Source organism: Candidatus Villigracilis saccharophilus (assembly GCF_016711665.1).
Genome location: NZ_JADJSO010000014.1, coordinates 61,636 through 75,679, shown reverse-complemented (window position 1 = coordinate 75,679; position 14,044 = coordinate 61,636). Strand labels below are relative to the sequence as shown.

The 14,044-nt window shown below is 49.2% G+C and carries 9 protein-coding genes; all 9 read right to left on the bottom strand.

Features of this window, described 5'->3' with window-relative positions:
* Nucleotides 1-8 precede the first annotated feature (8 nt).
* The 9 genes from IPL17_RS05765 to rfbB all read right to left on the bottom strand — a co-directional run bounded on the left by IPL17_RS05765 (nt 9) and on the right by rfbB (nt 14,035).
* Nucleotides 9-1,277 (bottom strand): glycosyltransferase family 39 protein, encoded by a 1,269-nt coding sequence (locus tag IPL17_RS05765; protein WP_345306123.1) that lies wholly within the window; start codon nt 1,275-1,277, stop codon nt 9-11.
* An 87-nt stretch (nt 1,278-1,364) separates the two neighbouring features.
* Nucleotides 1,365-4,646, bottom strand: coding sequence for a glycosyltransferase (locus tag IPL17_RS05760; protein WP_345306122.1), 3,282 nt, complete (start codon nt 4,644-4,646; stop codon nt 1,365-1,367).
* Between the two features lie 2 nt (nt 4,647-4,648).
* A complete protein-coding gene (locus IPL17_RS05755; RefSeq protein WP_345306121.1) occupies nt 4,649-6,007 on the bottom strand; it encodes an ABC transporter ATP-binding protein in 1,359 nt (452 codons plus the stop codon).
* Nucleotides 5,997-6,830 carry an ABC transporter permease gene (locus IPL17_RS05750; RefSeq protein ID WP_345306120.1) on the bottom strand — a complete coding sequence of 278 codons (834 nt, stop codon included), beginning with the start codon at nt 6,828-6,830 and terminating at the stop codon, nt 5,997-5,999. The genes IPL17_RS05755 and IPL17_RS05750 overlap by 11 nt, the downstream gene beginning before the upstream one ends.
* Nucleotides 6,831-7,035: 205 nt before the next feature.
* Nucleotides 7,036-9,159, bottom strand: a complete 2,124-nt coding sequence (locus IPL17_RS05745; protein ID WP_345306119.1) for a M23 family metallopeptidase — start codon at nt 9,157-9,159, stop codon at nt 7,036-7,038.
* Nucleotides 9,160-9,430: 271 nt separating this feature from the next.
* Entirely contained in the window at nt 9,431-10,600 is a 1,170-nt protein-coding gene (locus IPL17_RS05740) for a proprotein convertase P-domain-containing protein (RefSeq protein WP_345306118.1), read from the bottom strand.
* Between the two features lie 614 nt (nt 10,601-11,214).
* Nucleotides 11,215-12,084, bottom strand: coding sequence for a dTDP-4-dehydrorhamnose reductase (rfbD, locus tag IPL17_RS05735; protein WP_345306117.1), 870 nt, complete (start codon nt 12,082-12,084; stop codon nt 11,215-11,217).
* Nucleotides 12,081-12,953 (bottom strand): glucose-1-phosphate thymidylyltransferase RfbA, encoded by an 873-nt coding sequence (gene rfbA / locus IPL17_RS05730; RefSeq protein WP_345306116.1) that lies wholly within the window; start codon nt 12,951-12,953, stop codon nt 12,081-12,083. Before rfbA ends, rfbD begins: the two co-directional genes overlap by 4 nt.
* Complete coding sequence (gene rfbB, locus IPL17_RS05725; protein WP_345306115.1) at nt 12,950-14,035, bottom strand: dTDP-glucose 4,6-dehydratase; 1,086 nt, start codon at nt 14,033-14,035, stop codon at nt 12,950-12,952. The genes rfbA and rfbB overlap by 4 nt, the downstream gene beginning before the upstream one ends.
* Nucleotides 14,036-14,044: the final 9 nt, after the last annotated feature.

Below are 14,044 nucleotides of genomic sequence, written 5' to 3'. Positions count from 1 at the left end.
GACCGCGTTTACAACGAATAGGCAGGAATGATGACCGCCCCGACGATATACAGATTCACCAACAAAAGGATCCCAAGTAAAAGGAAGGTTAGCTTTTTATTCCAAAAGGGGAGTCCTTCAAGACCCATGGCTGCCAGGAGGGTTATCGCGCCAAGCGCGGTAAACAGGTAACGTCCCTGCGGCTGTGAGAATCGCAGGTTTATGTAAATTGTCACTACCAAGCTGAGAATCGGAAAAGTTAAAAGAATAAAAGTCAGGAACCACTGTATCTTGCGTTGAAATCCACGCCAGATACATCCCAGCAGCGCCGCAACTCCCAGTGAACCGAAAAGCAGATAGATCCAATTGGGCAGACGCAAATTCAACCAACCGAACATGCCAATGAATGACATGGCCAGGTAGCGAGGGAACATTGTCAGGAAATAGGGTGAAGTAATGGGCTTGGGATCGACGAGGAAGTCCACCACTGTAAACATGATGCGGCTTGCCAATGGGTCGCCATACAATATCTGATTCCTCACCAGCCATGGCGCAACCATCAACAAGGCTATTCCCATCACAGACAAGCGTCCCAAACGCAGCTTCCATGGTCCCGGCGCACCCAGAATGGCCAGCCCGAATGGAACAGGCAGGAAAATGGCGTTGGTTTTGGAGAGGAATGCGAGCGCGGACAGAATCGAGGCCGCGACTGCCAGCTTCCAGGTAAAACCGCGCTTGATCAGCCGAACGATCAAATAGGTGACCGCGGCGCAGGTCATGGTGACCAGGGCGTCGTTGCTGACGTTCATCCCGCGAAATGTGAATTGAGGTAAAAGAATTGCGAGCCCGCCCGCCAGCAAGCCTGTCGATTCCTGCCCCGCCGCCTCGACACCCGCCAAATAGCAGAATAAGACGGTCAGGACCGATATAATAATTGACACGAACCGTCCCAATCGAATCGGCCAATAGTATTCAGAATCATAGATCGAGTCATTAAACCAGCGGGGCGGGAGGGGGGATTCGTTCGCGCTATTGCGAATCGATTGGGGCTGCACGGAGTCCGCCGCAAACGGCGCAACCAGCAGATAATAAAGCGGGGGCGAATTTGCTTCAAAAAGCTGCTTGTCATAGATCGGCAGCCGCCAGTTCTTATGCAGATAGTTGGCATAAGCCCAATGATGATCCTCATCCGGGGATTCGTAGATCGGTACGATAAAAGACCATAACAAAAGCAAAATGGTTGAAACCACAAGCAATATAAAGAGAGTCCCAAACCCGCTTATTTTTTTATCAATCATTTAGACCTCTTGTACAGGGAAGCTGGAACACGGTAATTTAAAGTGCCTGGATGAAGATCTGTTCTTTTTAATGGAAGAACGTATTCATTAGCGCCGCATCCAGGGATGCCTTTCCATGATCGCTTTCCTGCCCTCGATCAGGCCGATCTTTCCACCCGCGCTGCGCATTTTTTTTCGATTGACACGATATTTGGCCAGTATATCAGGAACATATTTTGCAAAGAGACCGTTCTCCGCGAATTTCAACCACAGGTCGTAATCTTCCAATCCGCGCTGCAATGATCCGTCATATCCGCCAACTCTTGCCCAGGCAGCCTTGCTGATCAAAGCCATGCCATCGATATAATGATCCAAAACCAGCCTGGCCGGATCCCACTCCGCGAGATTAAGTTCCGCGCCGCCATAGGCTTCTTGAATATAACCAGGCGCCTCCCCAAAAATAAGTAATTTTGAGTAAACCCCTGAGAAATTATTTTCGATACCTAATTTCAAACACTGCGCCAGACATTCCGGCAGCAGGATATTGCCCGCATCCACGGGCATCACCCAGGGAGTTTGCAAATAATCAAAACCAATATTCCGGCTCGCGCCCGGCCCCTGATGCTCGGCGTTACCAAGGATGGCGCAATTTGCGAATCTCCCCTTATGTTCAGACAGCCAATCCATTGCCGCGCCCAAAGAACCGTCCGTGGAACGATCGTCCACAATGACCAGGTCCAGGTCGTTCAGTGTTTGACCCGCCATGGAGTCCAGCGTTTCAACAATCAGATCCTGACCATTAAACAATGGAATCACCAGGCCGGCTTTCGATATTTTTTCCGTTCGATGCTCGAAATGTTTTTCAGGTTTGGCGTAAGCGGGCAGCGCATTTTGGTTAGCGGGGATAAACGGCGGCAGTTTCTTTTGAAATGAGCAGGCTTTGCGCCTGATCTCGGAAAAATTCGTACGATATGAAAGACCGATCTGATCCAAAAAAGAATAAACCAGACAGGCTCTTTGGGCCGGGCTAAAGCGCCAAAGGACCTGCTGGAACGCGCTGTTCGATATCCTCTCCCTCAAGGATGCATCATCAATTAACATTTTTAAATACTTGTACCAGTCGGCGCTATCGCCGGCAAGAAAACCATTGACCCCGTGTTGAATGGCATTTTTAAAAGGCTGGGTGGGGGAAGCCACGGTTGGAACCCTTACAAGGGCGGCCTCAAAATATTTCAATTCGCTTTTGGCCTCGCAAAATCGATTGATCTCAAGCGGAGCTATATTAATATCAAAGCGCGCGATCTCATCGATCAGACCTTCCAATGGCACCATTTCCCTTATTTCAAAGCGATCTTGGTACCCTTGAACTTCCGGAAATTCGCCAAGATGAAGCGCTTTTCCAAACACCGTGATAATAATATCCGGGTACTCATCCAGCAGCCTCAAAAGCGAGGGCAGTGCCAGGCTAAAATCCCTTTGATGCGTTTGCGTACCGCCGGCATAACCGATCCTGATCACTTGACCGCCCATCTCTGGTCTTCCCCTTACAAGAGCCGTTGATCTATACAGTTGATCATAATCATAGCCGTTAGGCAAAACAAAGGATTCTTTATTTAAATCCCCCATCGCGTTTGACAATGTCTGGGTCGGGCAGGTACAGATATCCGCCTGCAGCATTGTTTTTTGTATTTTCAAATAATAGTCTTTTACTATTTCGACATCCAAATTATGAAACCGGATGGCATCAATGATCTGAGCATCAACAACATTCACATCAAACATAAGATCATCCACATCAAACACGATCTTGACCTGTTTTTGTTTAGCATAATTAACAATCAATTCAATATTGGGGTCATAAATAGTCCTCCACAATATTAACAATTGGATCTCCCCCAGAGGCGACAGATCGCCAGCCAGTTCGTCCGGCCTGCGCCAGACGGCATGGATCCCCAATGACCTATATGTTTCCACATATCTCTCGACCCGGTAAATATGTCCGGGCGTATGCGGCTCGCCTGACACAAAGATCACATTCATGACCTTGCTTGACTTTTGCGACGAAAACTTTGGCCTTCCTTCCGATATTCCACTGGCAAGATAATGCACCAGCGGGTTAACGCGAGCCTCTTTAACATCCTTGTTGTTATCCAGATACTGGCGGCTGCTGAACTCCGGGCCCGGGTCGCGCCCCTCAAAGCCACCGTGCAGCAGATAATGACCGGCCGCATCCTTTTTGGATAACGCGACATCCGGATTATTGGCCAGATACCACTCTTTATCAAACAGGCCTGAAGAGTTGATCAATAAAATATTTTTTTTGAGATCGAGCTTTTGTTTGATCCTTCGATAATGATCCAATTGAATTGGTCGATCATGATTGATCAGCGTTCGCAGCAGGCGGCTTATTTTTTTTTTTAGAGTCAGCGCAAGGCGCTCCATACGGCTAACCATCAACCAGATCCGCCGCAGCCACTGAACAACCCGCCAGGCGCGGCTCGCATAGATCTGTGACAGTTCAAATTTCAGCGCCTGCACGACCTGTTCCTTTTCCTGCGCCAATTCCCTGCTGCGCCTGATCAACGCAAACACATCCAGATCTTTGTCGTCTTTTATTTGCGCTTCAAAATCATGAATGCTGGACCCGTCGTATTTTTTAACCCCGCTGGTTACCAGTTCTTCGTTTCCGACGATAAACCGTTTGCCCAGCGTGTTGTTTTCAGGGGGGCTTTTTTTGATCACACACAATGAATTCAAAAATTCGATCGAGTGGATCCTGGCCAGTTCAAGATCATCAAAGTCAACGCCAAATTCGTCGCAAAAGGCGGCGAGCAATTCCCTGCCTGACCGGCCGTTCCTCCAATGTTCATGATTTAGGATATCCGCCAACCGTTTAAAAAACGACATTGCTGAAAGAGGTTGATGCAGCCCGCCTTCAAAATTGTCCCAATAACTGCAATGCAGGTCCTCTGCGACATACATCCCAGTCTCATTTAAGCAGGGAAAATATCGCGCGAACGAACGCACAATATCGCTGGAGTCATGCGAACCATCGTCAATGATAATGTCAAATGTCGGGGCATATTGCAGGATCTCATTTTGATATTCGTCTGAATTGGCGTCGCCTGTCACAACCGCAATTCGGGAACTGCGATATTGCAACGCGGCACACGAGGGGTTGATATCGCAGCCAATTATTTTTCCGGCATTGGGGAAGTATTGATCCCATATTTCGAGCGAGCCGCCGTTTTGAACGCCAATTTCCAAAAGCTGGACCGGCTGGTTTCGGTACACTGTAAACAACCGGTCATATTCGGTTAAATACAGCGACCATTTATCGGATAGTTTCCCTTTATGCTCCCTATATAATTGATCAAGAGTTTTATTCATTTCTACCCATCCAGTCTCAGGATCACTTCGTCAAAAGGTATGCCGACCAACCCCCAGCGGACCTTGCTGGAAACGACATTGATGATAAGCGCATCATGCAGCCAATGGTGCTGAATATGGGCATTAAGAGATCCATTCGCGACGGACGCCATGACCGCATAGTTACCGTTTGGCAGCATCGGCAGAAAGAAAACAAATTCGGCCGAAAATTCCGCTCCGGCCCCGACCCGGACCGGACTCAGATCGGTATATTGCAGGGTATTCTCACCGAACAAATCCTGTCCGAGGCGGTCACGCACCAAAAACCCGATAATCGGCTGGTCAAGTTCCTGGTGGGCGCGGGCGCGAATGATCATCCGCACAGACTCGCCTCCCTGAAATACAGCGGGGATCCCTTCCCCAACATGCTCAAGACGCACGTCAATTATTTCAGCGCCATCTGTCTTCCATCCGCTGGCTTCTTCGAGATTATTAACCACTTCCGCCTTGACCGAATAATCGATCAACGATTCCCTGCCCACAGTTTGAAGCGTTTGTTTCTCCACGGGAGGCAGCGCCTGTTTTTTTATGGTCGATAACTGCACCTTTTCCCCATATATTTCCTGTTGAGTATATTGAAGATAGGCTTGAGCGACTGCCTTGGTTTGGCCAGCCTCCCTGACCTGTCCCTTATGCAGCCAGATCGCCGAACGGCACAGATTGACAACCGTACTGACATCATGACTCACGAACAATAAAGTTCCATTCTCCTGGAAGCGCCGAATGAAGCGCATACAGCGTTGAACAAACACCGCATCTCCCACGGAAAGGGCTTCATCAACCACCAGGATATCCGCATCCACGTGGGCGATCACAGCAAACGCCAGGCGCACCATCATGCCGCTCGAATACGTTTTTACAGGTTGTTCAATAAACTCGCCGATATCAGCAAATGCGGCAATATCATCGAAGCGCGCTTCTATTTCCCCAGTGGAAAGACCCAGAACCGAACCATTAAGATATACATTTTCACGCCCGGTAAATTCCGGATTGAAACCCGAGCCAAGTTCCAGCAGCGCAGCAACACGCCCATGGGTTTGTACAGATCCGCCCGTAGGTGTAAGCGTGCCACAGATAAGCTGCAAAAGAGTGGATTTCCCCGACCCATTCCTGCCGATAATTCCAACCGTTTCACCTTTTTTCACGTCAAATGAAACATCGTGCATGGCCCAAAACTCGCGAAAATATGTTTTGGGCGATTTGCCGATCAATCTTTGAAATCTGGGGACAACAAACTGTTTCAGGCGGTCTTGGGGATGGCTGTACATCTGGAACATTTTGCTCAAATGTTCCACTTTAATGGCAATTTCTTCAGATGACATCTGCAAATCCTTTGCGCACTTTTTGGAACCACCAGAAGCCTGCGAAGGCAATCGCAAGACTTACACACAAGGCAGAGACCAGGGTAGCCCAATTCGGCGATTCGCCAAGTATCAGGACCTTGCGGCTTTCCGTGATAATTAACACCAGCGGGTTGAGTCCCAGCCAAAATTGATATTCCTCAGGCAATGCGGAGAGTGGATAAAATACAGCGGACATAAACATGAGTATCGTAGTTAGCAGGCCGGTAATTTGACCGACATCACGTATAAAGACCCCAATTGCCGACAGGAGCCACGCGATCCCCATACAAAAAAAAATAAGAGGCAAAAATACCAGCGGCAAAAAGATGATCGTCCAGGGAAGGGAACGATTAAGGATGAATTGCGCCAGCAATAAAACAAATAAACTTATCAGGCTGTGAAACAATGCCGAACCAAGGGCGATCCCTGGCAGTATCTCCAAAGGAAATACCACTTTTTTAACATAATTAACATTTGAAGTGACGAGCCCCGGGGCGCGATTAACAATTTCGGCAAAAAGATTAAACACGATCATGCCGGCGAACAGGATAATGGCAAAGTCCGTCTTGCTTTCATCTCCGCCCACGTTCCAGCGCGCCTTGAAAACAACAGAAAATACAAACGTGTACACCAGCAGCAGCAAGATCGGGGTAATAAAAGACCACGCCAGCCCGATCATGGAACCGCGATATCTGCCGTCAATTTCGCGGCGGGTCATCTGCCAAATAAGCTGGCGGTTCCCCCACAAACTCTTGAACATGGCTGCAGGCGTGGCGGGATGCGATTGATGGGGATTATTCATGAGATCCTTAATTACGTTTTTTTCGAAAGCAGGAATTCCATTGAAATAAAATTATACTCCACACAGCGAACCATTTATTTTAGAGAGCTGCCCTGCCAGATCTTCCGTCTGGTCAAAGACTCGCTGAACCAAACCGAAATAAAACATGGCCACCCCGTTTGGCGGAATAGCCATGCGACAAAACTTTTTAAAATATGGTCAGCGGCTACGGTACGCCGTCCCAATTGCCTGCGATCGGCATGTCACCGGGATTCCCCAAGGCGAACACCAAATCTGCAAAGCCAAGTGTGTTGGAGTTACGGAGATAGAAGGAGCCGTTGCGATACACTCCGATCGTGTCCAGCCCGTCATTGTTCCAATCGCCGGTTACCGGCTGGTCGCCCGATAATCCATAATTAAGTGCCACATCCGCAAACCCGCTCGTATTGGTGTTCTTAAGGAATATGACGCCATTGCCGGGGCGGAATACGCCTGTGGTATCCACCCCGTCCCCGTTCCAATCGCCGGCAATTCCGACATCTCCGGGAAGCCCCAGTAAAAAGCTAATATCGGACAGGCCGGAAGTATTGCTATTGCGCAAACAAAAAGTAATGGCGGTACTGTTATAGACACCGACCGTGTCGACACCATCTCCGTTCCAATCTCCCGCCAGCGGCTGATCGCCGGGCGAACCAAAAGCGAATACCAGATCGGCAAAACCAAGCGTGTTGGAGTTCCGCAGATAGAAGACACCATTGCGGTAGATGCCGATCGTGGCGGTTCCATTTCCATCCCAGTCGCCTGTGACAGGGTAATCGCCGCCAAGCCCGTAATTGATCGCCACGTCTGCAAAACCGGTCGTATTGGAATTCTTCAGATATAAAAGCCCGTTGCCCGGACGGAAGACTCCGGTTGTATCACCGCCAAGCGCCGGGTTAAAAAGAACAGGCATGTTTTGCGCAGAGAGACCGGGAACCGTTTGTTCATTGACAGCATCGGACCGGAAATTCAAAGCGGCCATTCCGCCCGAGGGAGGAGCCGTACACGGGAAAGCTGGCGGCAATGAAGTACCTTCGCTAAGGAGCACATCACTATACGCGTATTTTTTTTGTCCCGCTTTTTCAAGCCACATATAATTGGGGTCCACATCATAGCTATAACGGCCGCTGTGTACAAACCAGCCCGAGAGAGGCGTACCGTTGATCGCGACATAGGCACCGTTATACTTTAGCGAGAAATGCACGTGCGGGCCGGACGCGGAGCCGCCTGTACAAGTGGCTTCCGCAAGCGTATTTGCGATCACGCCGATCTTGTCATTTTGTTTTATGGAACCTGTTAAGAACTTCGCGCCTTCAAGGTGATAATAGGTCGTTTCCCAACCGACATTAAGCGCGCCGCTATGAGAAATCTTAAAGCCGCAGTCAGAATATCTTGTGGGGATTCCTGGAGCGGCAGCCACCACCCACATGGCACTGGTATCCGCTCCCCAGGAAACCGGCCAGGGATAGAAATCCAGGGAGGAAGCATCCGTGAAAGTGGTTGTGCCGGAATTGTTATGCACTCCGCCAAACCTCCAGGATAATCCCTGTAAATAGGGGAGCTGCAATAAATTAGACGGCGCGGCCAGCGCGCTGGTTTCTGTGGGGATCGTTATCTGATTTTTTTCGTCAAGCGGATCATCACTTCCGAAGAGCCTGACGTACGTTTGATAAAACCCATTTGCCTGGCTGTTATCCAACATTAAAGATATATTTTGATGATCCATTGCGGCAAGCCCGGCGATGACAGCATATGTGCCCGCGTTCGTCCCCGGCGCAACATTGACGACGGTGCCGCCCGGCGTGACAAAAGGTTTTAACTCGCGTTGTGAAACGCTCAGCGCAGAATACGAATAAAGATGTAAATAATAAGCTTCCATCATTTTTGTGGAAAGGATTTCAACCTGCGGGATAAAACCGCCATGTTCCAGCATGCCATATGGGTTTTCGATCCGTTCAGGCTGAGGATCGGAAATTAATCGGGATTGAATTTCCAACAGGGTCAAATAAATTTTGGGATTGATGCTGAAATATTCCGAGCGGCCATACAGGTCGTCCGCATATCTTAATAAATGAGGTGCACTGGACTCGAGAAAAGTCTTCACTTTAAAATTCCCTATATTTGGACCGTAAACAAACTGGCCATCCGACAAAACATAGGGTATCCCTGCATAAACCGGCTCCGGCGAGACCGCGCCTTGAGCATCCACAAAGGGTAAATCGCCCACACCTAAAGTGGAAAGAAACACAGCCAACAGCATGAGCCCGGAAATAATTTTACGCGCCCGCAAGATTTTATTTTTGATGAACATTTTGTTCTCCTAGCTCGACCAAACCCAAAAAAGAATCGCCATGAAAAGTAAAAAATCCTTTTCTATCAAGGCACTTACTGCGCTGCTCATACCAGACAGATGACCAAGGCCCAGTGTGTATGTTCAGTGTAGAATAAAACCAATGAAAAACAAGTGGCATAAGCCACTTGTTTTTCATCCTAACAAGATTGTAATTCACCACGAAACAACTGATATTACGCATCACCTCGAGCGGTCAAAGTAAGTTTAATCTGCAACCAAATACACCTGCTTACGGTATTCCGTCCCAATTGCCCGCGATCGGCATGTCACCGGGATTTCCAAGGGCGAAGACGATATCTGCAAAGCCAATGGTGTTGCTGTTGCGCAGATAGAATTGCGCATTGCGATAGACACCGATCGTGTCGATCCCGTCATCATTCCAATCTCCGGTAACGGGCATATCACCCGCCAGACCATAATTAAGAGCAATTTCTGCAAAGCCGGTGGTATTGGTATTCTTGAGGAAGATGATGCCGTTGCTGGGGCGGAAAACACCCGTGGTATCAGAGCCATCTCCGTTCCAATCTCCCGCGATACCGACATCGCCCACATTTCCCAGATAAAAACTCATATCCGGCGTGCCGGGGCTGTTAGTATTCCGTAATAAGAATTGCCCGGTCGAAGTACGAAATACCCCAATGGTGTCTACTCCATCCCCATTCCAGTCACCCGCGATCGGTTGGTCGCCGGGAGCGCCGAAAGCAAAGGTTAGGTCGGCGAAACCGAGAGTATTGGAGTTACGCAGGTAAAATGAGCCGTTGCGATAGATGCCGATCGTGGCCGTGCCGTTGCCATCCCAATCGCCTGTGACAGGATAATCTCCGCCCAGCCCATAGTTGATCGCGACATCAGCGAAGCCGGTTGTGTTGGCATTCTTCAAGTACAAAAGCCCGTTACTCGGGCGGAAGACGCCGGTCGTATCTCCGCCGCCCACATAACTACCAACATAAAGATTTAACTCCCACCAATCAAAAGTGCCGATACCAGTTCCGCCAGATTCGTCGGTAACTTTCAAAGCCCATGTTCCAAGAGATGATTCGCCCCGAGGCTGAACAGTCAAGAACTTCCACGCGATATAGTCGTAAGTTGGATCATCCTGTTTATCAACCAGGATACTTGGCGTACCTGAAGGCGAGGTAAGCACTACTTTCAGATCACCCCGAAAATCGTGTGTGGCATTGAAGACAACCTCAACAAAATCCAGTGTAATATTTTGATTGACAACAAAAGTACTGGTAACGCCAACCCCGGTTGGATCCTCATTACGGTCAGGAATGGGAAGGTTAACAGGAATGGTTCCTGATGAAAAGACTGGAGCAGGCGCCAACAAAACACCAGCCGCATTAACCTGAGCATCGGTGATACCGGAATTATTCGCTTTCGCTAAAGAAGTTGGCATTACACCAATCCCCAGCAAAGAGATCAGCGTCAATGAAACGCGAAGAATATATATTATTTTTTTTGATATAAAATTTTGCACGAAAGATCTGTTCATTTTATCTCCTTGTAGCTGGACTATCCATTACTATAAACAAGTGATCACGCTCTTATTGCTTTTTGCTCGTTCTGAGGATTTGATGGTTGAATTGTAGAAGATCGTACGCACGTTCATAAATTAGAGATTTCAGTTAGATTAAATGATGGCGGGATTTTATGAGGGTGATGCGTCTTGTCGAACTGGTTTTGTTGGGGGCCTGACACAACCGGATAAAAAGAAAACCACATTGAAATTTCATCCTGCCAAAACCGTCTTTGATCATCTTCCTTTAATTGCAGGCATTCACAATGCTACTAGCGAATGATACTGCCTGCAGTTAAATTATACAATCAGAAACGGGCTGGCCTGTGTACAAAATTGTCAGGCTGTTATTTTTTTGCACGGCGCGCGAACTGCCATAAAGCCAGCCCGCCAAAAAATAATGCCAGTATGCCTGTTAATAAAAAAGGCATGCTGGCGTCTAGGTTTATTTGAATATTGAAGCCGCGCTCTTTCTTTCATTTCAAAACAGTAATCTACTGCATGGCCAGCTTCAAGGCAGACTGCCATCCTGGAAGTTTCAGATCAAATGTAGATTCGAACTTGGAGCAATCCAGCGCCGAAAAAAGCGGCCGTTCGGCCGGGGTGGGGAAATCCGCTGTGAGCGCCGGCAATATCTCTTTTGTGATCTGTTCCTGTTTGTTCGGATCAAGCTCAAGGATCATTTTGGCCCACTCAAGACGGCTGGCAAAGCCGCTGCCGGCAAGATGATATAAGCCGCTGCGTTCTGCCACATACTTTTGTCCGCGCACGGCGATCTGCGCGGCAACCTCAGCCAGCATCCTTGCCCAGGTCGGGTTGCCGATCTGATCTGTGACCATCCGTAAGGTTTCCTGACGGCGCGACCACTGCATGACCTTGCTGATAAACCCGCCCTGGCCTCTCATGCTGTAAACCCAGCTGGTGCGAAAGATCAAATGCGCGCCGCCGGCTTTCCGGACCAACTGCTCGCCTTCAAGCTTGCTCCTTCCATAAACACTTAAAGGATTGGGGGTATCGCTCTCGATGTAGGGACTGCCTTTTGTCCCATCAAAAACATAATCGGTTGAGTAATGAAAGAACATCGCACCCAAACGATTACACTCTTCCGCAAGAAGTCCGGGCGCAATGGCATTGATCTTTGCGGCGCGCTCGCGCTCCGTTTCAGCCAGATCAACGGCTGTGTAGGCGGCGGCATTCACAACCAGCGCGGGTTTTATCTCTCTGATCAATTCGCAAACAGTCTCGGGGCGCTCCAAATCTATCTTCGGATAATCAACTGCAATGATCTCCCCCAAAGGCGCGAGGGTTCGGCACAGTTCCCAGCCCAGTTGACCGTTTTCAGCGAGGATAAAGATACGCATCATAGTCCCTCAGCCGAAAGACGCAGCAGGTATCGGCCGTAATGGGTACTTCCCATTCTGGCGGCCAAAGCTTGCAGTTGCGAAGTATTGATATACCCCATTCGATACGCGATCTCCTCCGGACAGGAAATCATCATCCCCTGCCGTTCCTGAACTGTTTGTATGAAAGTAGCCGCCTGAAGAAGGGATTCGTGCGTCCCGGCATCCAGCCAGGCAAAGCCGCGGCCAAGGACTTCTGTTTTTAAATTACCCTGCTCCAAATAGATGCGGTTAAGATCTGTGATCTCCAACTCGCCGCGCGGAGACGGCTTCAAGTTTGCAGCCAGGTCCGACACATGCTGATCGTAAAAATATATACCGGGCACAGCGTAATTGGAACGAGGCTTTTGTGGTTTTTCTTCCAGGCTCAATACTATGCCATTTTTATCAAATTCGGCAACGCCATAACGTTCCGGGTCATGTACCGGATACGCAAAGATACGCGCCCCCTCCCTGAGCTGGGAGCAAATTTTTAACTTTTCGGGCAAACCATGTCCATAAAAAATATTATCGCCCAGGATCAAACAGGCGGGTTGATTATTGATGAAATCCCTGCCAATGATAAAGGCTTCAGCCAATCCGCGCGGTTGATCCTGTTCGGCATAGGAAAATGAAAGCCCCCAGGCATCCCCATCCCCCAGCAAACGGCGGTAGAGCGGCAGGTCTTCCGGCGTGCTGATCACAAGTATTTCCTGTATCCCCGCCAGCATAAGCACAGAAAGGGGGTAATAGATCATGGGCTTATCGAACACAGGCAAAAGCTGCTTGCTTATTGCAAGTGTAAGCGGATGAAGCCGGGTTCCCCTCCCGCCCGCCAGAATAATTCCTTTCATGATGTCTTCTCCCTCGTATCATAGTTTTTTGTCAGCCAGGCCTGATAGTCCTGCTGTTTTCGGATGGCGAGTACCCACTCCGGATGGGAGAGATACCAGTTGACCGTGTCACACAGGCCATCCTTCAAAGTATGACGCGGACTCCAGCCCAATTCACGCTGTATTCTGCTTGAATCCATGGCATAGCGACGGTCATGCCCAGGGCGGTCTTTTACGAACTGGATCAATTCACGATATGGATTTCCATTTGTGCGGGGCTTTAATTCATCAAGAATATCGCAAATGGTTTCGACAATGGTCAGGTTGGCAGGCTGGTTTTCGCCGCCGATATTGTAGCTGGAGCCATTTGCCCCTTTGGTCACCACCAGGTGGATGGCGCGGCAGTGATCTTCCACATGCAGCCAATCCCTGATCTGCTGGCCATCCCCATAAACAGGTAATGCCTTTTCATCCAAAGCGCTTAAAATGATCAGCGGGATCAGTTTCTCCGGGAAGTGATAAGGACCATAATTATTGGAACAATTTGTCAGGCTGTATGGCAGGCCATAGGTATGACCATACGAACGTACAAGGTGATCACTGGATGCCTTGGATGCGGCATAGGGTGAATTGGGAGCATATGGAGTTTCCTCGGTCCATGCGGGTTCGCCGGGAGCCAGAGAGCCAAAGACCTCGTCGGTTGAAATGTGGTGGAAGCGGATCTGATCCCTGGGGAAATCATTTTCCTGAAGCCAATACTTGCGGGCAGCTTCGAGCAGCGTAAATGTGCCAATGATATTGGTGTGCATGAATTGGGCCGGACCCAGAATGGACCGATCCACATGCGACTCGGCGGCAAAATGCACGATCGTATCCACCTGTCGTTCCCGCAACACGGCATCCAGAAAACTTTGATCGGTGATATCGCCCTTAATGAAGGTATAACGCAGCGGATCAGGAAGGTCTTTCAGATTTTCCAATGACCCGGCATAGGTCAACGCGTCCAGGTTGAACACCTGAACATTCTTTTCGACATCAAGCAGGTACCGTATAAAATTCGAGCCAATAAAACCGGCACCGCCGGTCACAAGTACGTTTTTCATAGAACTCCT

Coding starts and splice junctions, on each gene's coding strand:
- IPL17_RS05765 (WP_345306123.1), bottom strand. CDS start 1,277: ATGATTGATAAAAAAATAAGCGGGTTTGGGACTCTCTTTATATTGCTT.
- IPL17_RS05760 (WP_345306122.1), bottom strand. CDS start 4,646: ATGAATAAAACTCTTGATCAATTATATAGGGAGCATAAAGGGAAACTA.
- IPL17_RS05755 (WP_345306121.1), bottom strand. CDS start 6,007: ATGTCATCTGAAGAAATTGCCATTAAAGTGGAACATTTGAGCAAAATG.
- IPL17_RS05750 (WP_345306120.1), bottom strand. CDS start 6,830: ATGAATAATCCCCATCAATCGCATCCCGCCACGCCTGCAGCCATGTTC.
- IPL17_RS05745 (WP_345306119.1), bottom strand. CDS start 9,159: ATGTTCATCAAAAATAAAATCTTGCGGGCGCGTAAAATTATTTCCGGG.
- IPL17_RS05740 (WP_345306118.1), bottom strand. CDS start 10,600: ATGCCAACTTCTTTAGCGAAAGCGAATAATTCCGGTATCACCGATGCT.
- rfbD (WP_345306117.1), bottom strand. CDS start 12,084: ATGATGCGTATCTTTATCCTCGCTGAAAACGGTCAACTGGGCTGGGAA.
- rfbA (WP_345306116.1), bottom strand. CDS start 12,953: ATGAAAGGAATTATTCTGGCGGGCGGGAGGGGAACCCGGCTTCATCCG.
- rfbB (WP_345306115.1), bottom strand. CDS start 14,035: ATGAAAAACGTACTTGTGACCGGCGGTGCCGGTTTTATTGGCTCGAAT.